Source organism: Caulobacter sp. GW821-FHT12A07, assembly GCF_058807655.1.
Genome location: NZ_JBXAQX010000016.1, coordinates 19,067 through 42,242 on the forward strand (window position 1 = coordinate 19,067; position 23,176 = coordinate 42,242).

Genomic DNA, 23,176 nt, shown 5'->3' on the forward strand with positions numbered 1-23,176 from the left:
TATGGGCTTACTTGCGGGCGGCCAGGATGTCGTCCAGGCGCGCCGGGGTCCCGGCCACGCGCTCCAGGCGCGGGTAGCGAAGGCCGCCGGTGTAGTCGAGCTTCACGGTGCGGTAGCGCGAGCCTTCCTTGACCAGCAGCTCGACCGGTTCGCCCTTGGCCGTGGCCTTGACGGCGGCCTTCAGCTTGTCGGCGTCATAGGCCTCGCCGTTGACGGCCACCAGGGTCAGGCCCTGGGTCAGGCCGGCCTTGAAGGCCGGACCATCCCACTGCACGTCGCTGAGCACGCCGTCCGAACCGACGGTCAGGCCGATCGAATAGGCCAGGTTGGTGACCTTGCCGCGCGTCTCGGAGACCTTGAAGTAGTCGGTCGGCGCATCGGTATAGACCAGCTTGTAGCCGCCGCGCGTCAGGCCATCGAGCGGGGCCTTAGGGTTCACGCCCTCGATGCGGTCCTTCAGGAAGGTGGACCAGTCATAGGCCACCACGCCGTTCAGCGCCGAGACCACGTCGTCGAAGGTGTAGGTGTGCGAGACGTACGAGCCGTCGGCCACGCCGAAGAAGGCCTTGGCGAAGTCGTCGAGCGACTTCTTGCCGCCGGTCTTCTCGCGGATCAGCGTGTCGGCGTCGAGCCAGACCAGCTGGCCTTCCGAATAGTAGTCCTCGCTGCGCTGGTAGGAGAGCCAGGACAGCGGCTTGCGGTTAGCGATGATCGGGTCGTTGGTGGTGTCCTGCACCGGGCGCCAGTCACGGCCGCGACGGCTGTCGTAGGCGGCGGCCGTCATGGCGATGGCGTCCAGCGTCTGCTCCTTGTTGAGCAGGCCCGAGCGCGACGACAGGACATAGCCCCAGTACTGGGTCTGGCCCTCATAGACCCACATCAGGCTGTCGCGCATCGGGGTGTTGAGGGTCGGGGTCCACAGGTCGGCCCCGCGGCGGAACTTGCCGTTCCACGAGTGGGTGTATTCGTGGGCCAGCAGGTCGCGGCCGACATAGGCCTTGTCCCAGTCGGTGAAGTACTTGGGCGCGACGCGGTTCTCGCTCGACTGGTGGTGCTCCAGGCCGATGCCGCCCAGCTGGTCCGACAGGGCCACCAGGAAGTCATAGTGGTCGTAGTGGTGCGAGCCGTAGAGCTTGTAGGCCTGCTGCACCAGGTTCTTGTGGATCTGGATCTGCTCGGGCTTGAACTCCAGAAGCTCGGGCTTGTCGGCGATCATGTTCAGGCGCACCGGAACCTTGGCGCCCGGATCCAGATCGACCGACTTGAAGTAGCGGCCGGCGAACATCGGCGAGTCGACCAGGGTCTCGACCGTGGTCGGCTTGAAGGCGGTGGCCTGGCCCTCGGTCTTGGCGACCTCGAGGGCCGAGGCGAACTGGAAGCCTTCCGGCAGCTTGACGGTCGGCTCGACGGCGATGCGGCGGGTGAAATGGCCGGCCGGATACATGGTCATCTGCAGCCACTGCAGGTTCAGCATGTCCGGGGTCATGACCATGCGGCCGACCTTGGTCTCGACCGGCGACAGGAACTTGTAGGCGATGTTCAGCTCGCTCACGCCGGCCGGCACGTCGATGTGGAAGGCGTTGACCTCGACCACGTCACGCTTCCAGGGGATCACCTGGCCATTGGCGGTGATCATCAGGCCCGCCAGCTTGTCGATGTCGTTGCGCGGCGAGTGGCCGCCCGGCACCCACTCCGGATAATAGAGGGTCAGCGGGCCGGGCTTGGCCACCGGCAGGGTCAGCTTGATGTCGAAGATCTTGCGCTCGAGGTCGGTGGCGTCGACGTAGAGCTTCAGCACGCCCGGATAGGCCACGTCCTGCGGGGCGGCGATCGGCGGGGTCGGCGGGGCCGGCTGGGGCAGGTAGTCCTGGGCGAGAGCGGCGCCGCCCACGAGCGACAGAAGCGAAACCGAGAAGAAAAGCGCTTTCACGAAACGACCCCAATGCAGCCCGCGAAGTCCCCTCGCGGCAGGAAGCCTGGATGTTTCTTTTGTTGAGCCCCGCTTGTCGAGGCCAAGTTGGCCGCACGCTGTTATAATATAGCCCCAAACTGATCCCGGCCCGGGCGACGGCGCGAGGCGCCTGTTTCGTCGAGAGGGATGCGCCTTTCCGCAGCAGGATCGACGGCCCCGCATGCAGAGTTCCGCACCGCCTGCTTTCCGACCGTACGCAGAACCGATCACGGGCGCTTTGTTTCCAAGCGGCGCTGGAGCGATATCGGGTCTTGTAATTGCAAGTCGCTCTCAAGTATGGACGGCGACACCAAAGCTCGTCCGCCCTGGAATCCCGTGAAAGCCGCCGCCGAACAGAACCGCCGCTCCTTCTGGCTGAAGCAGTTGCACCAGTGGCACTGGATCAGCGCGGCGCTCAGCCTGGTGGGCATGCTGCTGTTTGCGATCACCGGCTTCACCCTCAACCACGCCGGCCAGATCGAGGCCGAGCCCAAGGTCGTCACCCGCAAGGCCACCCTGCCCGCCGACCTGCTGGCCGAGCTGGCCAAGGGGCCGGTGGAGGGCAAGCGCCCGCTGCCGATCAAGGTCGAGACCTGGCTCGACAAGGCCGTCGACGCCGACATCGCCCGCCGCGTGGGCGAATGGTCCGACGCCGAGGTCTATCTGGCCCTGGCCCGTCCCGGCGGCGACGCCTGGATCGCCATCGACCGCGAGACCGGCGCCGTCGAGCACGAAAAGACCACCCGCGGCGCGGTCAGCCTGCTCAACGACCTGCACAAGGGCCGCAACGCCGGCAAGGCCTGGGGTTGGTTCATCGACATCTTCGCCGGGGCCTGCGTGATCTTCACGGTCACCGGCCTGATCCTGCTGCAATTCCACGCCCGCGGGCGGCCGATGACCTGGCCGCTGACCGCCGCCGGGCTGGCCATACCGCTTCTCCTCGTGATCCTGTTCGTCCACCTCTAGAGAAAGGCCGCCTTCCGTGAAGCGCACCGTCTCCCTGCTGACCTTCGCCGGCGCCGCCGTCGGCGCTCCGGCGATGGCCGCCGACCTCAACGTCACCGTCGAGATCCCGCGCCTGACCGTGGCCGAGTACCACAAGCCCTACGTCGCCATCTGGGTCGAAGGCCCCGACGCCGGCGCCGCCGCGACCCTGGCCGTCTGGTACGACGCCGACTCCCGCGAGGACAAAGGCCAGAAGTGGCTGAAGGACATGCGCCAGTGGTGGCGCAAGGCCGGCCGCGCCATGAGCTTCCCGGCCGACGGCATCACCAGCGCCACCCGCGCCCCCGGCCCGCAGAAGCTGGTCTTCAGCGGCGCCAAGAGCGAGCTCTCCAAGCTGAAGCCGGGCGAATACACGCTGGTGGTCGAGGCCGCCCGCGAAGTCGGCGGCCACGAGGCCGTCCGCGTCCCGTTCACCTGGGGCAAGCCCGGCAAGACCGCCACCGCCAAGGGGACCGCCGAACTCGGCGCCGTCTCGGTCACCGTCAAGTAAGAGGGGATAACGCCATGAACATCCGCAAGCGCCTCCTGGCCCTCACCGCCGTCACGGCGGCCCTGGCCGCCCTGCCTCTCGCCGCCAACGCCCACCGCGGCTGGATCGTGCCCTCCGCCACCGTCCTGTCGGGCGACGGCGCCTGGGTGACGGTCGACGCGGCCGTCTCGAACGAGCTGTTCTACCCCGACCACCGCCCGATGCGCCTGGACGCCGTGGTCATCACCACGCCGGACGGCACGACCGAACCGCTGAAGAACGGCTCGACCGGCCAGTACCGCTCGGTGTTCGATGTCGAGCTGGCCAAGCCCGGCACCTACCGGATCGGCACCGCCTCGGCCAACATCGTGGCCAGCTGGACCGAGAACGGCCAGGTCAAGCGCTTCCGCGGCACGCCGGAAGAGTTCGCCGCCCAGGTTCCGGCCGGCGCCGCCGACCTGAAGACCATCAAGAGCTTCAGCCGCAACGAGACCTTCGTCACCCGCGGCGCGCCGACGGCTGTGAAGCCGACCGGCAAGGGCCTGGAACTGGTGTCCGTCACCCACCCCAACGACGTGGTGGCCGGCGAGGCCGCGACCTTCAAGTTCGTGATCGACGGCAAGCCCGCCGCCGACCTGGAAGTGACGATCGTGCCGGGCAACTCGCGCTATCGCGCCAATCCGGGCGAGATCAAGGTCAAGACCGGCCCCGACGGCGCGGTGAAGTTCACCCTGCCGGAAGCCGGCATGTACTGGCTGAACGCCAGCGTCCGCACCGGCGAGACCGGCCGCGGCGGCGGCATGGGCGGCCCGGGCGGCGGCGCTCCGGGCGGCCAAGGTGGTCCCGGTGGTCAGGGCGGCCCGCAAGGCGGTCCTCCCGGCGGCGCGCCCCAAGGCGGCCCGGGTGGTCCGGGCGGCCCCGGCGGCGGCCAGACCGGCCCGCTGGCCGGCAACGGCTTCAGCGCCAGCTACACCGCGACGTTCGAAGCCCAGCGTCCGTAGCGCAGCGGCCTAGCTCCTCCCCCGTGCAACGGGGGAGGTGGCGCGGCGCTATCAGCGCCGTGACGGAGGGGGCGAGTGACAGAGCGCCGTGCGCGCCGCCGCCCCCTCCACCGCTTCGCGGTCCCCCTCCCCCGCTGCGCGGGGGAGGAGTTTGGAAGACCTCCCCCATGACCCGCGTCCTCGTCCCCCTGATCTCCGAACCGCCGGCCCGGCCGGTGGGCGGGGTCGTGCGCGGGTTCGACGGGGCGACCATGGGCACGACCTGGTCGGTCAAGGCCGTGCTGCCCGCGACCACCGACCTTGCGGCCATGACCGCCATGGTCCAGCGCGCCCTCGACCAGGTGGTCGCGCAGATGAGCGCCTGGGACCCGATGTCGGCGCTCTCGCGCTTCAACCGCTCGGCCGCCGGAACCTGGACCGCCCTGCCCGCCGGCTTCGCCGCCGTGCTGCGCCGCGCCATCGAGGTCGCCGCCGACAGCGACGGCGCCTTCGACCCGACCCTGGGCGCGGTCACCGATCTCTGGGGCTTCGGCCCCCGCCCCTTCTCCGGCGAGCCGCCGAACGCCGACGCCCTCGACGCCGCCCGCGCCCCCATGGGCTGGCGCCGCGTGACGCTGGACGGCGACGCGCTGTTTCAGCCGGGCGGCCTGTCCATCGACCTCAACGGCATCGCCAAGGGCTTCGGCGTCGACGAGGCCGCCCGCGCGCTCGAACGCTCGGGCGTGCGCTCCTACCTCGTCGAGGTCGGCGGCGAGCTGCGCGGCACGGGGGCCAAGCCCGACGGACAGCCCTGGTGGGTCGAGTTGGAGCGCCCGCCGGTCGCTTCGGCCAATGACGAAGCCGCCCCGCGCACGGTGCTGGCCCTGCACGGCCTGTCGGTGGCGACCTCTGGCGACTATCGCCGCTTCTTCGACCATGCGGGTAAGCGCTACGCCCACACCCTGGACCCCGCGTCGGGCGCGCCGTGCGACGCCGGGGTGGTCAGCGTCACCGTGCTGCATCCCGAGTGCATGACCGCCGACGCCCTGGCCACCGCCCTGACCGTGATGGGTCCGGACGCGGCCCAGGCCTTCGCCACGGCGCGCGACCTGCCGGTCCTGATCGTCACGCGTGGTCCGGGCGGCCTCAGCGAGCGCCTGTCGCCGGCCCTGCAGGCGATGCTCGACGAATGACCGACCTGCTCTCCAGCCTGCCGCCGGGCTCGCGCCGCCTGGTCCTGGCCGCGATCGTCGTCGGCCTCTACCTGCTGCTGTGCGCCGGGATCGTCCTGAAGGTCGCGCTGCGCAAGGCCAAGGCCCGCCGCGAGGAAAAGGCCCTGGCCGCCGGCGCCGGCGAGCCGGTGCTCGTGGCCTTCGCCAGCCAGACCGGTTTCGCCGAGGAACTGGCCCTGGCCACCGCGAAAGCCCTGCAAGCCGCAAGCTTGCCGGTGCGCCTGCGCGAACTGGCCGCCGTCGAGCCGGCCGACCTGACCGGCCGCGCCCTCTTCATCGTCAGCACCACCGGCGAAGGCGACGCCCCCGACAACGCCCGCCGCTTCATCCGCGACGTCATGGCCACCGAGCCGGACCTGTCGGGCCTGACCTACGCCGTGCTGGCCCTGGGCGACAGCAGCTACGCCAACTACTGCGCCTTCGGTCACAGCCTGGACGCCTGGCTGGCCCGCAACGGCGGCGCGCGCCTGTTCGACACCGTCGAGGTCGACGACGGCGAGGCCGCCGCCCTGCGCCACTGGCAGTCGCAGCTTTCGGTGCTGACCGGCCCGACCGACACCCCCGACTGGAGCCGCCCGGCCTATGGCCGCTGGAAACTGGCCGACCGCCGCCTGCTCAATCCCGGCTCGGCCGGCGAAGGCGCCTTCCATGTGCGCCTGGAACCGCTGGACGGCGACGTCGCCTGGCAGGCCGGCGACATCGTCGAGATCGGCCCCCGCAACGCACCGGCCGACGTGGCCGACCTGCTATCGCGCCTGTCGCTTTCCGCTGACGCACCGGTGAAGGCCGACGAGGCCCAGACTCTGGGCGAGGTGCTGTCCTGGCGCCGCCTGCCGCACGAAGAGGCGGCCATCAGGGCGCTGGCCGGCGCCGCGCCCCAAGCCCTGGTCGACGCCCTGCCCGCCCTGCCCCACCGCGAATACTCCATCGCCTCGCTGCCGGCCGACGGCGGGGTCGAGCTGGTCGTGCGACTGATGCGTCGCGCCGACGGCAAGCCGGGCCTCGGCTCAGGCTGGCTGGTCGAGCATGCGAGCGTCGGCGGCGAGATCGCCGGCCGCGTGCGCTCCAACCGCAGCTTCCATGCCCCGGCCGACGACCGGCCGATGATCCTGATCGGCGCCGGCACGGGCCTGGCTGGTCTGCGCAGCCACCTGAAGGCCCGCGCCGCCCTGGGCCGCCAGCGCAATTGGCTGGTGTTCGGCGAGCGCTCGGCCGCCCACGACTTCTTCCACCGGGAGGAAATCCAGGCCTGGGTCGCCTCGGGTGTTCTGGCGCGGCTGGATCTCGCCTTCTCCCGCGACCAGGCCGACAAGGTCTACGTCCAGCACCGCCTGCGGGCGGGCGCCGACGAAATCCGGGCCTGGGTGGCGCGGGGGGCGGCGATCTATGTCTGCGGCTCGCTGGAAGGCATGTCGCGCGAGGTGCATGCCGCCCTGGCCGAGATCCTCGGCGCGGCCGCGCTGGAGGACCTGGCCGACCAGGGACGGTATCGGCGGGACGTCTACTGAGGGGTTACGGCTTCAGCCGCGCCCGCTCCTCCGGCGTATTGGCCCCAAGGATTCGCGCCCGCGCGCCCTCCGGACATTCCAAAACCACGAGCCCCGCCCGCTCGACCAGCCGCCGCAGCGGCCAGCCCGGCAGCGCCCCTGCCGGCACGGCCCCGAGCGGCAGCACCATCGGCACGGGCGAGACGTCGAACGTCGCGCCCGCCTCCGCCGCCAGCAGCGGCGCCAGGTCGTCCACCGTCAGGGTCGGCGCATCGACCGCCAGCACCAGCGCCCGCGAGCAGCCCCGCGCCCGCAGCGCCTCGGCCCCGGCCAGCACCCCGCCGACCGGACCCGCCCCGTCCTCCGGATCGGGAACCCAGTCGATCCCGTAGTCGCGCCCAGCCGTAAGCACCGCCTCCGCCCCCGCCGCCCGGGCCAGGGCCGCGACGCGGTCGATGGCGCGCACGCCGTCCCAGTCCAGCAAGGCCTTGTCCCGCCCCATCCGGACAGAGCCGCCGCCGCAGAGAATGATGGCGCCAAACGCAGTCATGACGCCCTCCTTACGCCCGCCCGGAGACCGCTACCAAGGCCGCGCTTCCCCATGGCGCGAGAAACGGTCTAGACTCGCCCAAAAGGGACGGACTTCTCAGTCATGAACGAACGCACCGAGCGCACGCGGCGCCGCAGCAGCCAGAGCGCCACGATCCGCGACGTCGCCGCGCGGGCCGGGGTGTCGCCCATGACCGTCTCGCGGGTCATCAACCGCGAATCCACCGTCAAGGAAGAGACCCGGGCCCTGGTCGAAGCGGCCATCGCCGAGCTCAACTACGCCCCCAACCCGGCCGCCCGCAGTCTGGCGGGCAGCGCGCCGTTCCGCATCGGCCTGCTCTACGACAACCCCTCGACCGGCTATCTGTCGGAGTTCCTGGTCGGGGCGCTGGACGAGAGCAGCCGCACCGGCTCACAGATCGTCATCGAGAAGTGCGCCGAGCCGGAGCTGGCCGGCGCAACCCTGGCCCGTCTGCTGAAGACCGGCGTCGATGGCCTGATCCTGCCCCCGCCCCTTTGCGAATCCCAGACCGTACTGGCCGAGGTGAAGGCCGCCGGCGCGGCCGCCGTGGCCGTCGCCCCCGGCATGGCCAGCAGCGACATGGCCACCATCCGCATCGACAACGAAGCCGCCGCCTTCGAGCTGACCCAGCACCTGCTGAGCCTGGGCCACAAGCGCTTCGGCTTCATCAAGGGCCACCCCAACCAGACGGTCAGCCAGCAGCGGATGGACGGCTTCATGACCGCCCTCAAGGCCGCCGGCATCCCGCAGGAGGACGTCCGGATCGAGCAGGGCTACTTCACCTATCGCTCGGGCCTGGAGGCGGCCGAGCGGCTGCTGAACGTCAAGGACCGGCCGACCGCCATCTTCGCCGCCAACGACGACATGGCCGCCGCCACCGCCGGCCTGGCCCACCGCCTGGGCCTGGACGTGCCGGGCGACGTCTCGATCGTCGGCTTCGACGACACCTCGATCGCCGCCAACATCTGGCCGGCCCTGACCACCGTCCACCAGCCCATCGCCGCCATGGCCCGCGCCGCCGTCGACCTGGTGCTGGAAGAGATCCGCCGCCACCGCGACGGCACGGGCGAGCCCCGGCAGCTGATGCATCCGCACACGCTGATCGTGCGGGACTCGGCGGGGCCTGCGCCGACCTAGAAACACCTCTCCCAGAGGGAGAGGGAGGGGCCCAGGCGATAGCCTGGGAGGGTGAGGGGTTACGCGGCCGGCCGCCCTTCCCCTCGCCAAAACCTCCAACGTCTTACCCCCTCACCCTCCCACGCCTGCGGCGCGGGCCCCTCCCTCTCCCCATGGGAGAGGTGGACTCAGTACGGCGCGAACAGCGTCCGGCAGACGTGAGTTTTGAGTTGTCAGACAACTCCCTTGCGCCCCTCCACATGTTAGCGCTAACAAGTCGGGGAGTTACGAAGCGTAGCGGGCGTTCGCAAAGATCCGCTCGCGCGACAGGGAGAAAACGCGGTGGGCGTGACGCAATACCTTCCCGAGGACTGGCGGGAAGCGACCCTTCTGGGCCGCATCGATTTCGGCCAGGGCCCGACCCCCGTCCTGATCCGCGGCGGCCACGTCGAGGACGTCAGCAAGATCGCCCCCACCGTCGCCGACCTGATGAACGCCTACGCCCCGGGCGACGCGATCCCGCGCGGCGAGGACAAGGGTCCGCTGGAAAAGCTCGACCTGCGCCCGGTCTGGGACGACCGTGAAGGCAACGCCGCCGCCAAGCTGCTGGCCCCCGTCGACCTGCAATGCCTCAAGGCCGCCGGCGTCACCTTCGCCGTCTCGACCCTGGAGCGGGTGATCGAGGAGCGCGCCCGCGGCGACGCCGCCGCCGCCCTGAAGATCCGCGAGCAGCTGTCCGAAAGCATGGGCGGCGACCTGCGCAGCGTGAACCCGGGATCCGAAGGCGCCGAGCGCCTGAAGCAGACCCTGATCAAGGACGGCCTGTGGTCGCAGTACCTCGAGGTCGCCATCGGCCCCGACGCCGAGATCTTCACCAAGGGCCCGACGCTGTCGTCGATGGGCTGGGGCGACCAGGTCGGCGTCCGTTCCGACAGCCACTGGAACAACCCCGAGCCGGAAGTCGTGCTGCTGTGCGACGGCCAGGGCGAGATCCGCGGCGCCTCGCTCGGCAACGACGTCAACCTGCGCGACTTCGAGGGCCGCTCGGCCCTGCTGCTCAGCAAGGCCAAGGACAACAACGCCTCCTGCTCGATCGGCCCGTTCTTCCGCCTGTTCGACGCCTCGTTCAGCCTCGACGACGTGCGCGGCGCCGAGGTCGAGCTGAAGATCACCGGCCGCGACAACTTCGTGCTCGACGGCAAGTCGAACATGAGCCTGATCAGCCGCGACCCCGCCGTGCTGGCGAGCCAGGCCTACAGCCGGCAGCACCAGTATCCGGACGGCTTCGCCTTGTTCCTGGGCACCATGTTCGCCCCGATCCAGGACCGCGACACCGCCGGCCAGGGCTTCACCCATAAAGTCGGCGACCGCGTCCGTGTCTCGACCCCCAAGCTGGGCGTGCTCGAGAACGAGGTGACCACCTGCGACCAGGCCAAGCCCTGGACCTTCGGCATCTCGGCCCTGATCCGCAATCTGGCCGGCCGCGGCCTGCTGTGACCCTCGTTTCCTCTTTCCAGGCTTAAGCGCATGTCCTCCGCCATCTATCCCAGCCTCCAGGGCAAGCGCGTCGTCATCACCGGCGGCGGTTCCGGCATCGGCGCGGGCATCACCACCGCCTTCGCCAAGCAAGGCGCCGAAGTGATCTTCGTCGACATCGCCGTCGAGGATTCCGAGGCCCTGGTCGCCGACCTGGCCGACGCCCCGATCAAGCCGGCCTTCAAGAAGGTCGACCTGACCGACCTGGAAGCCGTGAAGGCCTTCTTCGCCGAGATCGGTCCCATCGACGTGCTGGTCAACAACGCCGGCAACGACGACCGTCACAGCCTGGCCGACGTGACCCCGGCCTACTGGGACAACCGCATGAACGTGAACCTGCGGCACATGCTGTTCTGCGCCCAGGCCGCGGCTCCGGGCATGAAGGCGCGCGGCGGCGGCGCGATCATCAATTTCGGCTCGATCAGCTGGCACCTGGGCCTGGAGGACCTGGTCCTCTACGAAACCGCCAAGGCCGGCATCGAGGGCATGACCCGCGCCCTGGCCCGCGAACTGGGCCCCGACGACATCCGCGTCACCTGCGTGGTGCCGGGCAACGTCAAGACCAAGCGCCAGGAGAAGTGGTACACCCCGGAAGGCGAGGCCGAGATCGTCAAGGCCCAGGCCGTCAAGGGCCGCATCCTGCCGGCCAACGTCGCCTCGCTGGTGCTGTTCCTGGCCTCGGACGACGGCAGCCTGTGCACGGGCCACGAGTACTGGATCGACGCCGGCTGGCGATAAGATAGGTCGGCGAAGGACCCCCTCCGGCCCTCCGGGCCACCTCCCCCAGAGGGGGAGGATTTGAAGCGCTAGATGCTCCCCCTCTGGGGGAGCTGTCGCGGAGCGACTGAGGGGGTCTAGCGCCGTAGGAGGAGACGAAGCGCTATGACTGCCCCCACCTGCGTCTGGGACCTGAAGGCCACGCTCGGCGAAGGGCCGATCTGGCATGGCGACGCCGTCTGGTTCGTCGACATCAAGGGCCACCGGGTCCACCGCTACACCCCCGCCACCGGCGAGACCGCCAGCTGGGACGCCCCCGACCAGGTGACCTTCGTCGCCCCGCGCGTCGGCGGCGGCTTCGTGGCGGGCCTGAAGAGCGGCCTGCACCATTTCACGCCCGAGCTGGGCTTCACTTTCATTTCCGAAATCGAGGACGCCGGCCTCGACAACCGCCCCAACGACTCCACGGTCGACGCGGAAGGCCGCCTGTGGTTCGGCACCATGCACGACGGCGAAGAGGCCGACAGCGGCGCGCTCTACCGGCTCGAAGCCGACGGTTCGCTGACCCGGCACGACGCCGGGATCTGCATCACCAATGGTCCGGCGGTCTCGCCCGACGGCAAGACCTTCTACCACACCGACACCCTCGCAAAGGTGATCTGGGCCTTCGACGTCACGCCCGAAGGCGCGCTCTCCAACAAGCGCGAGTTCTTCCGCCTCGAGATCGAGAACGCCTGGCCCGACGGCTCGGTGGTCGACGCCGAGGGCTACGTCTGGACGGCCCTGTGGGGCGGTCAGGGCGCCCTGCGCATTACGCGGACCGGCGAGATCGAACGCCGGGTCCTGCTCGACGCCATCAACGTCACCAAGCCGTGCTTTGGCGGCCCCGACCTGAAGACCCTCTATTTCACCACGGCCCGCAAGGGCCTCAGCGACGAACAGCTGGCCGCGGCCCCGCTGTGCGGCGGCTTGTTCGCCCTGCCCGTCGACGTCGCCGGCCAGCCGCAATACGAGGTGCGCCTTGACCTCCGCTAATCGCACGCCCCGCCGGTTCCGCTCGCGCGACTGGTTCGACAATCCCGACCATATCGACATGACCGCGCTCTATCTGGAGCGGTTCATGAACTACGGGATCACCCCGGAAGAGCTGCGCAGCGGCAAGCCGATCATCGGCATCGCCCAGACCGGCAGCGACATCTCGCCGTGCAACCGCATCCATCTGGACCTGGTCACCCGGATCCGCGACGGCATCCGCGACGCCGGCGGCATTCCGATGGAATTCCCGGTCCACCCGATCTTCGAGAACTGCCGTCGTCCGACGGCGGCCCTGGACCGGAACCTCTCGTACCTGGGCCTCGTGGAGACCCTGCACGGCTATCCGATCGACGCCGTGGTGCTGACCACCGGCTGCGACAAGACCACCCCGGCCGGCATCATGGCCGCCACCACGGTCAACATTCCGGCCATCGTGCTGTCCGGCGGACCGATGCTGGACGGCTGGCACGAGGGCGAACTGGTCGGTTCGGGCACGGTGATCTGGCGCTCGCGCCGCAAGCTGGCGGCCGGCGAGATCGACGAGGCCGAGTTCATCGAGCGCGCGGCCTCCTCGGCCCCCTCGGCCGGCCACTGCAACACCATGGGCACGGCCTCGACCATGAACGCGGTGGCCGAGGCTCTGGGCCTGTCGCTGACCGGCTGCGCGGCGATCCCCGCCCCGTACCGCGAGCGCGGCCAGATGGCCTACAAGACCGGCCAGCGGATCGTCGACCTGGCCTACGAGGACATCAAGCCCAAGGACATCCTGACGAAGAAGGCCTTCGAGAACGCCATCGCCCTGGTGGCCGCGGCGGGCGGCTCGACCAACGCCCAGCCGCACATCGCGGCCATGGCGCGGCATGCGGGGCTCGAAGTCACCGCCGACGACTGGCGGGCGGCCTACGACATCCCGCTGATCGTCAACATGCAGCCGGCCGGCAAGTATCTCGGCGAGCGCTTCCACCGGGCCGGCGGCGCGCCGGCGGTGCTGTGGGAACTGCTGCAGCAGGGCCGCCTGCACGGCGACGTCCTGACCGTCACCGGCAAGACGATGGGCGAGAACCTGCAGGGCCGCGAAACCGGCGACCGCGAGGTGATCTTCCCCTACGCGCAGCCTTTGGCCGAAAAAGCGGGTTTCCTCGTTTTGCGCGGCAATCTGTTCGACTTCGCGATCATGAAAGCCAGCGTCATCGGCGCCGACTTCCGCGAGCGCTACCTGTCCAAGCCGGGCCAGGAAGGCGTGTTCGAGGCCCGGGCCATCGTCTTCGACGGCTCGGACGACTATCACGCCCGCATCAACGACCCGGCCCTGAACATCGACGAGAGCTGCATCCTGGTGATCCGCGGCGCGGGTCCGATCGGCTGGCCCGGCTCGGCCGAGGTGGTCAACATGCAGCCGCCCGATCACCTGCTGAAGAAGGGGATCATGAGCCTGCCGACCCTGGGCGACGGCCGCCAGTCGGGCACCGCCGACAGCCCCTCGATCCTCAACGCCTCGCCCGAAAGCGCGATCGGCGGCGGGCTGTCGTGGCTGCGCACCGGCGACACCATCCGCATCGACATCAACACCGGCCGCTGCGACGCCCTGGTGGACGAGGCCGTGATCACCGAGCGTCGCAAGGAAGGCATCCCCGCCGTGCCGGAGACCATGACCCCCTGGCAGGAGATCTACCGCGCCCACACCGGCCAGCTCGACACCGGCGGGGTGCTGGAATTCGCCGTGAAGTACCAGGACCTGGCGGCCAAGCTGCCCAGGCATAATCACTGAGCCAGCACTGCGGACCTCGCCCTTCGACAAGCTCAGGGTGAGGTCCTTCTGCTCCGGCGGTTCGACTGAAAACCTCATCCTGAGCCTGTCGAAGGACAAGGTTTTCACGCCGCCCAAGAAACCGATCGGGAAGAGGAAACGAAGCCATGTTCTCGCGCCGCCGCCTGATGGCCGCCGCCGCCAGCCTGACAGCGCTGCCGGTCCTGCCCGCCTTCGCCGCTTCCGAAAAGCGCGTCATCGCGCTGGACGTCGCCAAGGCGACGAGCCCGGTCGACCGGTTCTTCGACCTCTCCATCGGCTCGGACTATCCCGGCACCCTGCTGCGCGACGACAGCCTGGCCCAGCTGAAGACGGCGTCCGACGAGCTGAAGTTCCGCTACATCCGCTTCCACGCCATCTTCCACGACGTGCTGGGCACGGTGAAGAAAGGTCCCGACGGCAAGATCGTCTACGACTGGACCAAGATCGACCAGCTTTACGACCGCCTGCTGGCCATGGGCCTCAAGCCCTTCATCGAGCTTGGCTTCACGCCCGAGGCCATGAAGACCTCGGACCTGACGATCTTCTGGTGGAAGGGCAACACCTCCCATCCCCAGTTCGAGCCCTGGGCGCACCTGATCGACGCCTTCGTCAAGCACCTGCGCGGCCGCTATGGCGAGGCCGAGGTCCGCAGCTGGTTCTTCGAGGTCTGGAACGAGCCCAATCTCGACGGCTTCTGGGAGAAGGCCGACCAGAAGGTCTATTTCGACCTCTACGCCCTGACCGCCAAGACCATCAAGGCGATCGACCCGACCTTGCGGGTCGGAGGCCCGTCGACGGCCGGCGCGGCCTGGGTTCCGGAGTTCCTGGCCTACTGCAAGGCCAACAATGCGGCGGTCGATTTCGTCACCACCCACACCTACGGCGTCGACGGCGGCTTCCTCGACGAGAACGGCAAGGACGACACCAAGCTGTCGCCCTCCCCCGACGCCATCATCGGCGACGTGCGCAAGGTGCGCCGCGAGATCGAGGCCTCGGCCTATCCGGGCCTGCCGCTCTACTTCACCGAATGGAGCACCAGCTACACGCCGCGCGACCCGGTGCACGACAGCTATCACAGCGCCGCCTACATCCTGGCCAAGCTGAAGGGCGTGAAAGGCGTGGTCCAGGGCATGAGCTACTGGACCTACAGCGACCTCTTCGAGGAGCCCGGCCCGCCCACCGCGCCGTTCCAGGGCGGCTTTGGCCTGATGAACCCGGAGGGGATCCGCAAGCCCTCGTGGTTCGCCTACAAGTATCTGGCGGCCCTGCGTGGCAAGGAAGTTCCGTCCACGGACAATAGCGTTCTGGCCTCGGTGGACGGCGGCAAGGTCGCGGCCCTGGTCTGGGACTTCACCCAGCCGGTGCAGCCGACCAGCAACCGCTCGTTCTACACCAAGGTCCAGCTGACGACCGACGCCCCGGCCGCCGCGCTCAGCGTCGCGGGCCTCAAGCCCGGTCGCTACCGCCTGAAGGCCCAGCGCACCGGCTTCCGCGCCAACGACGCCTACACGGCCTATGTCGAGCTGGGCCTGCCGCAGAAGCTTTCGGCCGATCAGGTGGGCAAGCTCCAGGCCCTGACGACCGACAAGCCGGAGGTCGAGAAGACCATCACCGTCGGCAAGGACGGCGTGGCGACGATCGACTTCGCGATGCGCCGGAACGACCTGGTGCTGGTGACCCTGGAGCGGGCGTAGCGATCGGACGGCGTCGATGCTCCCCCTCTGGGGGAGCTGTCGGCCAAGCCGACTGAGGGGGCCGGCGCCGCACTTACCCCCTCCGGCCCTCCGGGCCACCTCCCCCATAGGGGGAGGATCTCAGGCCGCCAGCCGCCGCCGGCGGCGCAGACCCGCGCCCAGCGTCGCCGCGACATAGCCCAGGCCCAGCACCGTCAGCATCCCGGCCCATTGCAAAGCCGTGCCCGGATCCACCTGGTCCAGATGCCGGAAGCCGTCGATGCGCGCGAGTCCGACCAGGATCGGGCCGACGCCCAAGGCCAGGGCGCTGACCAGGCGGCGGTCGGGCCGCTGGAAGCCCAGCAGGCCGCTCAGCGCCAACTGGACGACGGCGATGAGCTCCGTCTGCCGCCCGAACAGCACGTCGAACGACACCAGGCCTGACGCCATGACCTGCCAGAGCAGCCAGTACATGGTCGTGCTGAGGAAATAGACGCTCCCGGCCAGCGCCGCCCCATAGGCCGCCTCGCCCGGCGCCCGCCAGCGCAGCGCCGTCGCCAGGCAGCCCAGGGCCCAGGACAGCCGCCCAGTCTCCAGCGCCGCGAACTCGGCTTGCATGGCCTTGGCCCAGTCGCGCCGCTCGGCGGGCGCATAGCGCGTCGCCAGGGCCATGAGCGCGTCGGCGAGATCCCCGCGCCGGCCGTTCATCGCGCGATCCTCACCGTCCGCAACCGACGCAGGCCGGCGGCGGTCAGCAGGCCGACAAAGCTCATCAGCGTCATCATGGTTCCCACGAAGAGATAGGCGACGAAGGCGTCGGTGATGCTCGACCCAATGGCCGAGCCCAGCGCGGCGAACATGACCAGGTTGATCGCCTGCGGCCCCATGCCGAGCACCAGGGCCGACAGCAGCTTGCGGTCGGCGCGCCAGGTCCCGACGACGAGGCCGGCCAGCAGCGGCGCGCCGGCGATGACCATGGGCAGAAGCTTGAAAACCACCTTCGGGTCGCCTGGCCTGACGGCGGCCGAGGCGGCGATCACCAGCGGCAGCGCGGCCATGACAATCACCAGGCCGACGGCCAGCGCCGCTGCATAGCCGGCCTCGCCGGCCGCCCGCCAGCGCAGGCTCGTCGCCAGGCAGCCCAGCGCCCAGGACAGCCGCCCCGTCGCGAGCGCGGCGAACTCGGCCTTCATGGCGTGCGCCCACTCCTCATGCGCGGCGGGCGGATTGCGGGTCGCGAGCGCCATGATGGCGGCGGCCAGGTCACGGCCGGTCATCGCGCGATCCTCGCCATACGGCGCCGGCCCAAGGCAGAGCCCGCCAGGGCGCCGAGATAGGCCAGGCCCACCAGGGGCAGGACGATCAGCATCTGCGGCCCCATGGGACGAAGTCCCGGCCCCTCGACCAGGAGCATGGCGTTGCCGATCAGCGAGGGCCCGATGCCCAATGCCACCGCGGTCGCCAGCCGGCGGCCGGGCCAGTTCAGAGCGATGACGAAGCCGGCCAGCACCAGGGCGGCGACGATCAGCGGCATCACGATCTGCGCCATCTCGGCCCTGGAGGCCAGCCCCGCGCCGCTCACCCCGAAGTATGCGAGAGGCGCCAAGCCCCCGACGAAGGCGACGCCCGCCGCCAGCGACGCAATGTAGGCCGCCTCCCCTCTCGCCCGCCAGCGCGCGGTGGCGGCGAGGCACCCGACCGCCCAGGACAGACGGTCCCTGTCGAGCGCGGCGAACTCGGCCTGCATGGCCTGCGCCCAATCCTCCCGTCCCGCGGGCGGCTTGCGAAGCGCCCGATCCATGATCCAGGCGGCGAGGTCTCTACGGTTTCCAGTCATCAGGCTCCCCCAAGGGCCAAGGATGTGGACGGACGGCGGGCCGCTGCCAGGGCCGAGCGGCCGGCGCCGGTGATGCGATAGGCGTGACGGGCCGGCCGGCCGGGGCGCTCGGGCTCCAGCCAGCGGCTTTCCAGCAGGCCGCGATCGGCCAGCCGGATCAGGATCGGATAGAGGCTGCCCGACTTCAGGCCCGTGGCGGCCGAGACCTCCAGGCCATAGAGCCACTCGCGTCCGTGCAGGACCTCGAGCACGGCCAGGGACTGGGGCGAAAGCTTGCGGGGGGCGGCGGGCATGAACGTGCTCCGTTGCGACGCCGGCCAGGGCGTCGGTCAAAACTCTACATATGTTGCAAAGATCGTCAAGCGGCGCCCTTGCCCCCGCTGCGCGTTCACGCCATTTCGGCAGCAACAGTGCAGGAGCCCGCATGAGCGTCGTCGCCGCCTACGCCTATGTCGATGGAAAGCGCGTGCGCGAGCTCAGCCTCGACGACCCCGACGGCCTGACGCCGCGCAAGGGCGAGTTCGTCTGGATCGGGCTTGTTGAGCCCACGCAGGACGAACTGCGCATCCTGCAGGAACGCTTCGACCTGCACCCGCTGGCCGTCGAGGACGCCCTGCACGCCCGGCAGATGCCCAAGGTCGATCTCTATGGCAACCAGCTGTTCGTGGTCGCCAAGACCGCACAGCTGGAGGCCGGCCGGGTCGTGTTCGGCGAGACCGAGATCTTCATCGGCGACCACCACCTGATCAGCGTGCGCCACGGCTCGGCCCGCGCCCACCTGGAGCTGCGCGCCCACCTGGAGGCCACGCCCGCCCTGCTGGCCAAGGGCGGCGACTACGTGCTGCACGCCATCCTCGACTTCATCGTCGACGGCTACCTGCCGGTGGTCGATGCGGTGGAAGAAGAGCTGGCGCAGATGGAGCACCGGGCGCTGGACGCCTTCCTCAGCCGATCCGAGATCACCCGCCTGTTCACCCTGCGGCGCGAGCTGACCAAGTTCCTGCGACTGCTGGGGCCCATGGCCCAGGTGGCCGGCTATCTGGAGCACCACGACACGCCGTGCATCGACGCCGACGTGAAGCCCTATTTCCGCGACGTGCGCGACCACATCGCCCGCATCGACCTGCTGATCGGCAGCCTGGGCGACGTGCTCAATTCGGTGTTCGAGGTCAGCTCGCTGCTGGAGCAGCAGCGCCAGGGCGTGATCACCCGCCAGCTGGCCGCCTGGGCCGCCATCCTGGCGGTACCGACGGCGGTGGCCGGGATCTACGGCATGAACTTCGAGCACATGCCCGAGCTGAAGTGGGCGTTCGGCTATCCGGCGACGGTCGGCGTGATCGCCATCGTCTGCACCCTGCTCTACCGCCGCTTCAAGAAGGCGGGGTGGCTTTAGGGGGCGCTGCGAGAAGATGCTCCCCCTCTGGGGGAGCTGTCGGCGAAGCCGACTGAGGGGGCCAGCGCCGCGCTTACCCCCTCCGGCCCTTCGGGCCACCTCCCCCAGACGGGGAGGATCTATCGTTACCCCCCAACGGCCCCCGAGCCGAAGTCGAACTGCTCGGGCTTGGGCTTGCCGCCGCCGAAGGTCCAGGTGAAGCCGAAGAACGCCGCCCGCACATTGGCGGTGCGCACGGTCACGTCCTTCAGGGTCGGGGTGTCGGTGACGACCTTGTCCTCGAAGCTGTCCAGCGCGTCCTGCACCGTCACGACCAGCGACAGCCGGTCGTTGACCTTCCGGCGGTAGCCCAGATTGACCATCTGGAACGGCTCGCGGTGGCCCTGCGGGGTCAGGCGCTTGCCCGAGCTGAAGGCGTTGATCTGGAAGAAGTCCTTGGGCGTGGCCTGCCAGTTGACGTTGGCGCGGCCCGACAGGGTGGTGGCCGAGCGCGTGCCGGCGAAGCCCAGGTTGGTCGCGTCGATCTCGTTCCAGAAGGCGTTGGCGCTGACGTTGTAGCTGATCTTCGGCGTCAGCCGGCCGTTGGCCACCAGCTCCAGCCCCCCGTTGCGGCTCTGGCTGAGGTTCTCGCGCGTGGTCAGCAGCACGCCATTGCCCAGGTCGCGGACCACGTCGGTCACCACCCCGTCGCTGGTGCGGTAATAGGCCGTGGCCAGGTAGTAGGCCGGACCCTTGCGATACTGCCAGCCCAGCTCGAACGAGTCGGTGACCTGCGGCTTCAGGAAGGGGTTGCCGGCCCGGTAGTTCTGCGGGTCCTGATAGACCGGATAGGGGTTCAGGTCCTGCACCTGCGGGCGCTGGACGCGGCGGCTGTAGCTGGCCTTGAAGCTGTTGTTCTCGTTGACCGTGTAGCCCAGGTGCAGGCTGGGATAGACCTTGAAGTAGTCGTTCGAGACCTTCTGGCCGCTGGTCACCTGGTTGGCGTCGAACTGCACCTGCTCGGCCCGCAGCCCGCCCTGGGCGGTGAAGTCGCCAAAGGCGTGCTCGTAGGTGACGTAGCCGGCGTAGACGTCCTGGTCGTACAGGAAGCGGTTGGTGCGCGCGGCGCTGACCGTCAGGGCGTTCCAGGACGGGCCGGTCTCGCCGTGATTGTCGTAGTCGTTCTTGGTCCACTCGAAATCGACGCCGGTCTTCAGCGTGCCGCCGCCGACGCCGGGCTGGGCGTAGTCGGTCTTGAAGTTGGTGCGCTTCTGCTTGGCCCCGAAGCCGAACCGCTCGTAGAGATCGCTGGCGGCGGCGTAGTCGTTGACGGCGCTGGAGTCGCGCGAGAATTCGGTCTCTTCGTACTCCAGGTGGGCGGTCAGCAGATGCTCGGCGCCCTTGAACTGGCGACGCCAGTCGGCGCTGACGCCGGCGTTGTCGCGCGTCATGGCCGCGTCGGTCGAGCGCGCATAGTCGGAGGCCGAACCGACATAGTCGTAGGTCTCCTCGCCCGTCGTATCGAACTTCATGCGGCGATAGCGGACTTCGCCGCTCAGGCGGTCCTTGGGCGTGACGTCGTAGTCGACGCCGCCGCGCAGATTGACCATGTCGCCCTTGTTCTCGAAGGCGCCGTCCTGGCTGCTGGCGCCGGCGGCGGTCTGGCGCTGGATCGACTGCCAGGCTTCCTGCTTCTCGTGGCGCAGGCCGACATCGCCCGACAGGGTCAGCTTGTCCTTCACGTAGTTGCCGCTGACGCCGCCGTTGTAGCGGCCGTCGGTGCTGGCGTTCAGGCGCACCGTGCCCGTGCCGCCGGGCTTGCGGGTCTTCTTGGTGACCAGGTTGATGATCCCGGCCGTACCGTCGGGACGGAAGGCGGCCGAGGGGTTGGTCATCACCTCGACGCGGTCGATCTGGTCGGCCGGCATGGCCTGCAGGGCGTCGCCGCGGCCGTCGCCGTTGAACATGCCCGAGGGCTTGCCATCGATCAGGATGGTGACGCTGCTGTCGCCGCGCAGACTGACATTGCCCTGCACATCGACCTCGACCGAGGGGATGTTGCGCAGGGCGTCGGCGATTGAGCCGGTGCGGGCGGAAAGGTCGTTGGCGACGCTGTAGCTGCGGCGGTCGATCGAGCTGCGCATGGCGGTGCTGTCGCCGGTGACGGTCACGCCCTCGACGGCGGCCGGGGCCGCGCCCTTCGGGGCGGCGGGCGCGGGGGCCGGGGCGGCGGTCTGGGCCAGGGCCAGGCACGGCGCCGCGATCATGGCGGTGGCGGAAAGCAGGATGATCTTCAGGCGCAAGGCGCGCTCCCCCGAGGTCGTCGGTCGAGGCGCCGCGAGCGGACGTTCCGCGCTGGTCTCGACCTCCAGCCGTAAAGCGCGGCTTTGATCGCGGAGCAAATTTCTTTTCGGCAATGTTCTTGCGCGGCGGAGACGATACTTGCGATCACCTCGCAAATTCTTGCCCAAACGCGTTGCTGGCCGACGCCGGATGACAACGTTGCCATCGCCCCTTGCGAGGCGCGCCGGACCTGACACTATCCCCCGGCGACGAGGGCGGCGCCGGAAGCGGAATCCCGCAAAAACGGCCGCTTGCGCGCTGATACCGGTAACACTAAGGTCGCCGGCAACTAAGGTCCCTACGGGGGCGCGTTAGGGATCAAACATGGCTCCTAGAGGGAGCCAGTTCGGGGAGGACTCCAGTGGCATCAGTTTCCAGCGCCGGACCAAGCGCCGGCATGAGCGCCGACGGCGCGAAGGTGAACATGGCCTTCGTCGCCGCCATCGTGGCCGTGGCCACCATCGGCGGCTTCATGTTCGGCTACGACAGCGGCGTCATCAACGGCACCCAGGAAGGCCTCAACAGCGCCTTCAAGCTCACCGAGTTCGGCACCGGCCTGAACGTCGCCGCCATCCTGATCGGCTGCGCCGTCGGCGCCTTCGCGGCGGGCCGCCTGGCCGACGTCTGGGGCCGTCGCACGGTGATGATCATCTCGGCCCTGCTGTTCGTGATCAGCGCCCTGGGCACGGGCGCGGCCCACACCTCGACCGTCTTCGTCATCTTCCGCCTGATCGGCGGCCTGGGCGTCGGCGCGGCCAGCGTGCTGTGCCCGGTCTACATCTCGGAAGTCACACCCGCCAACATCCGCGGCCGCCTGTCGTCGGTGCAGCAGATCATGATCATCACCGGCCTGACCGGCGCGTTCGTGGCCAACTACGTGCTGGCCCACACCGCCGGCAGCTCGACCGCCGAGTTCTGGCTGGGCCTGCCCGCCTGGCGCTGGATGTTCTGGATGCAGGTCATCCCGGCCGGCGTGTTCTTCCTGGCCCTGCTGACCATTCCGGAAAGCCCGCGCTTCCTGGTCGCCAAGGGCAAGGACGCCCAGGCCGAGGCCATCCTGTCGCGCCTGTTCGGGGCCGGCACGGGCGCGGCCAAGGTCGCCGAGATCCGCGCCTCACTGAGCGCCGACCACAAGCCGAAGTTCTCCGACCTGCTCGACCCCACGACCCGCAAGATCCGTCCGATCCTGTGGGCCGGCCTGGTCCTGGCGATCTTCCAGCAGTTCGTCGGCATCAACATCGTCTTCTACTACGGCTCGGTGCTGTGGCAGTCGGTGGGCTTCACCGAGGACGACAGCCTGAAGATCAACATCCTGTCGGGCGCCCTGTCGATCGTGGCCTGTCTGGCCGCCATCGCCCTGATCGACCGCATCGGCCGCAAGCCGCTGCTGCTGATCGGCTCGGCCGGCATGGCCGTGACCCTGGGCGTGCTGACTTGGTGCTTCTCGACCGCCACCACGGTCAACGGCGCCCTGCACCTGGACGCCTCGGTCGGCCCGATCGCCCTGGTCGCCGCCAACCTCTACGTGATCTTCTTCAACCTCTCCTGGGGTCCGGTCATGTGGGTCATGCTCGGCGAGATGTTCCCCAACCAGATGCGCGGCTCGGCCCTGGCCGTCGCCGGCTTCGCCCAGTGGATCGCCAACTTCGCCATCTCGTTCAGCTTCCCGTCGATGGCGAAGCTGAGCCTGTCGGCGACCTACGGCTTCTACGCGGCCAGCGCCGTGGTCTCGTTCTTCCTCGTCCAGAAGCTCATCCACGAGACCCGTGGCAAGGAGCTGGAGGCGATGGAGGGTTGAGGCAAAAACCTCCCCCTGTGGGGGAGGCGACCGCGAAGCGGTCGGTGGGGGGATGAAGGCCAGCGCCTCGGCGGCTGAAAACGTCCCCCTTCCGTCGCCTTCGGCGACACCTCCCCCACAGGGGGAGGTTCCTCGACAGACAAACGCCCGGGAGCCCCGCTCCCGGGCGTTTTCTTTTGCCCTCGCCAGTGACAGCGTTATCGTCGGAAAATGGGTTATGACACCGGTAGACAAAGCCGCTCCACGCCGCTTAAGTGACCGGTAA

The 23,176-nt window shown here is 69.4% G+C and carries 20 protein-coding genes; 13 read left to right on the plus strand and 7 right to left on the minus strand.

The genetic code is table 11. From position 1 onward, the window contains the following. Positions 1-7: 7 nt before the first annotated feature. Positions 8-1,930: a M61 family metallopeptidase gene (locus AC1RRS_RS23460; protein WP_492857291.1), complete on the minus strand. Its 1,923-nt coding sequence runs from the start codon at positions 1,928-1,930 to the stop codon at positions 8-10. 357 nt (positions 1,931-2,287) lie between these two features. Here AC1RRS_RS23460 and AC1RRS_RS23465 point away from each other — a divergent pair, with 357 nt between their 5' ends. From AC1RRS_RS23465 to AC1RRS_RS23485, 5 genes are all read left to right on the plus strand, one after another. Then, positions 2,288-2,917 (plus strand): PepSY-associated TM helix domain-containing protein, encoded by a 630-nt coding sequence (locus tag AC1RRS_RS23465; RefSeq protein WP_110119314.1) that lies wholly within the window; start codon positions 2,288-2,290, stop codon positions 2,915-2,917. A 16-nt stretch (positions 2,918-2,933) separates the two neighbouring features. After that, on the plus strand, positions 2,934-3,446 hold the full coding sequence (locus AC1RRS_RS23470; protein WP_487291874.1) for a DUF2271 domain-containing protein: 513 nt from the start codon (positions 2,934-2,936) through the stop codon (positions 3,444-3,446). Between the two features lie 14 nt (positions 3,447-3,460). Further along, positions 3,461-4,426 carry a DUF4198 domain-containing protein gene (locus AC1RRS_RS23475; RefSeq protein WP_492857292.1) on the plus strand — a complete coding sequence of 322 codons (966 nt, stop codon included), beginning with the start codon at positions 3,461-3,463 and terminating at the stop codon, positions 4,424-4,426. Between the two features lie 167 nt (positions 4,427-4,593). Then, on the plus strand, positions 4,594-5,598 hold the full coding sequence (locus AC1RRS_RS23480; RefSeq protein ID WP_492857293.1) for an FAD:protein FMN transferase: 1,005 nt from the start codon (positions 4,594-4,596) through the stop codon (positions 5,596-5,598). Further along, a complete protein-coding gene (locus AC1RRS_RS23485) occupies positions 5,595-7,145 on the plus strand; it encodes a flavodoxin domain-containing protein (protein WP_492857294.1) in 1,551 nt (516 codons plus the stop codon). The genes AC1RRS_RS23480 and AC1RRS_RS23485 overlap by 4 nt, the downstream gene beginning before the upstream one ends. 4 nt (positions 7,146-7,149) lie before the next feature. Here the strand turns inward: AC1RRS_RS23485 and mobA are convergent, their stop codons facing one another. Next, positions 7,150-7,674, minus strand: a complete 525-nt coding sequence (mobA, locus tag AC1RRS_RS23490; RefSeq protein ID WP_492857295.1) for a molybdenum cofactor guanylyltransferase — start codon at positions 7,672-7,674, stop codon at positions 7,150-7,152. Positions 7,675-7,776: 102 nt separating this feature from the next. On the opposite strand from mobA, the gene xylR reads away from it, so the two are divergent. The 6 genes from xylR (at position 7,777) to AC1RRS_RS23520 (ending at position 15,582) form a co-directional block, all read left to right on the plus strand. Continuing rightward, on the plus strand, positions 7,777-8,832 hold the full coding sequence (gene xylR, locus AC1RRS_RS23495) for a transcriptional regulatory XylR (protein ID WP_487292590.1): 1,056 nt from the start codon (positions 7,777-7,779) through the stop codon (positions 8,830-8,832). Between the two features lie 321 nt (positions 8,833-9,153). Beyond that, positions 9,154-10,308 carry a fumarylacetoacetate hydrolase family protein gene (locus AC1RRS_RS23500; protein WP_492857297.1) on the plus strand — a complete coding sequence of 385 codons (1,155 nt, stop codon included), beginning with the start codon at positions 9,154-9,156 and terminating at the stop codon, positions 10,306-10,308. 30 nt (positions 10,309-10,338) lie between these two features. Next, positions 10,339-11,085, plus strand: a complete 747-nt coding sequence (gene xylB / locus AC1RRS_RS23505) for a D-xylose 1-dehydrogenase (RefSeq protein WP_492857299.1) — start codon at positions 10,339-10,341, stop codon at positions 11,083-11,085. 144 nt (positions 11,086-11,229) lie between these two features. Beyond that, the gene (locus AC1RRS_RS23510; RefSeq protein WP_492857301.1) at positions 11,230-12,099 is read left to right on the plus strand and encodes an SMP-30/gluconolactonase/LRE family protein; all 870 of its coding nucleotides are present in this window, start codon (positions 11,230-11,232) and stop codon (positions 12,097-12,099) included. After that, positions 12,086-13,867: a xylonate dehydratase XylD gene (gene xylD / locus AC1RRS_RS23515; RefSeq protein WP_492857303.1), complete on the plus strand. Its 1,782-nt coding sequence runs from the start codon at positions 12,086-12,088 to the stop codon at positions 13,865-13,867. The genes AC1RRS_RS23510 and xylD overlap by 14 nt, the downstream gene beginning before the upstream one ends. A 146-nt stretch (positions 13,868-14,013) precedes the next feature. After that, a complete protein-coding gene (locus tag AC1RRS_RS23520) occupies positions 14,014-15,582 on the plus strand; it encodes a GH39 family glycosyl hydrolase (protein ID WP_492857304.1) in 1,569 nt (522 codons plus the stop codon). Between the two features lie 120 nt (positions 15,583-15,702). Here the strand turns inward: AC1RRS_RS23520 and AC1RRS_RS23525 are convergent, their stop codons facing one another. From AC1RRS_RS23525 to AC1RRS_RS23540, 4 genes are read right to left on the minus strand one after another with little or no spacing between them, the layout of a single operon-like run. After that, entirely contained in the window at positions 15,703-16,269 is a 567-nt protein-coding gene (locus tag AC1RRS_RS23525; protein ID WP_492857305.1) for a hypothetical protein, read from the minus strand. Continuing rightward, positions 16,266-16,838 (minus strand): hypothetical protein, encoded by a 573-nt coding sequence (locus AC1RRS_RS23530; protein ID WP_492857306.1) that lies wholly within the window; start codon positions 16,836-16,838, stop codon positions 16,266-16,268. Before AC1RRS_RS23530 ends, AC1RRS_RS23525 begins: the two co-directional genes overlap by 4 nt. Further along, positions 16,835-17,398 (minus strand): hypothetical protein, encoded by a 564-nt coding sequence (locus AC1RRS_RS23535; protein WP_492857307.1) that lies wholly within the window; start codon positions 17,396-17,398, stop codon positions 16,835-16,837. Before AC1RRS_RS23535 ends, AC1RRS_RS23530 begins: the two co-directional genes overlap by 4 nt. Further along, a complete protein-coding gene (locus AC1RRS_RS23540) occupies positions 17,398-17,691 on the minus strand; it encodes a PadR family transcriptional regulator (protein WP_492857309.1) in 294 nt (97 codons plus the stop codon). Before AC1RRS_RS23540 ends, AC1RRS_RS23535 begins: the two co-directional genes overlap by 1 nt. 131 nt (positions 17,692-17,822) lie before the next feature. Between AC1RRS_RS23540 and AC1RRS_RS23545 the strand changes: the two genes are divergently transcribed. Beyond that, positions 17,823-18,791 (plus strand): magnesium and cobalt transport protein CorA, encoded by a 969-nt coding sequence (locus tag AC1RRS_RS23545; RefSeq protein WP_492857311.1) that lies wholly within the window; start codon positions 17,823-17,825, stop codon positions 18,789-18,791. A 125-nt stretch (positions 18,792-18,916) separates the two neighbouring features. Here the strand turns inward: AC1RRS_RS23545 and AC1RRS_RS23550 are convergent, their stop codons facing one another. Further along, positions 18,917-21,073: a TonB-dependent receptor domain-containing protein gene (locus AC1RRS_RS23550; protein WP_492857312.1), complete on the minus strand. Its 2,157-nt coding sequence runs from the start codon at positions 21,071-21,073 to the stop codon at positions 18,917-18,919. Positions 21,074-21,474: 401 nt separating this feature from the next. Here AC1RRS_RS23550 and AC1RRS_RS23555 point away from each other — a divergent pair, with 401 nt between their 5' ends. Continuing rightward, positions 21,475-22,911: a sugar porter family MFS transporter gene (locus AC1RRS_RS23555; RefSeq protein WP_487292354.1), complete on the plus strand. Its 1,437-nt coding sequence runs from the start codon at positions 21,475-21,477 to the stop codon at positions 22,909-22,911. The last annotated feature ends 265 nt before the right edge of the window (positions 22,912-23,176 follow it).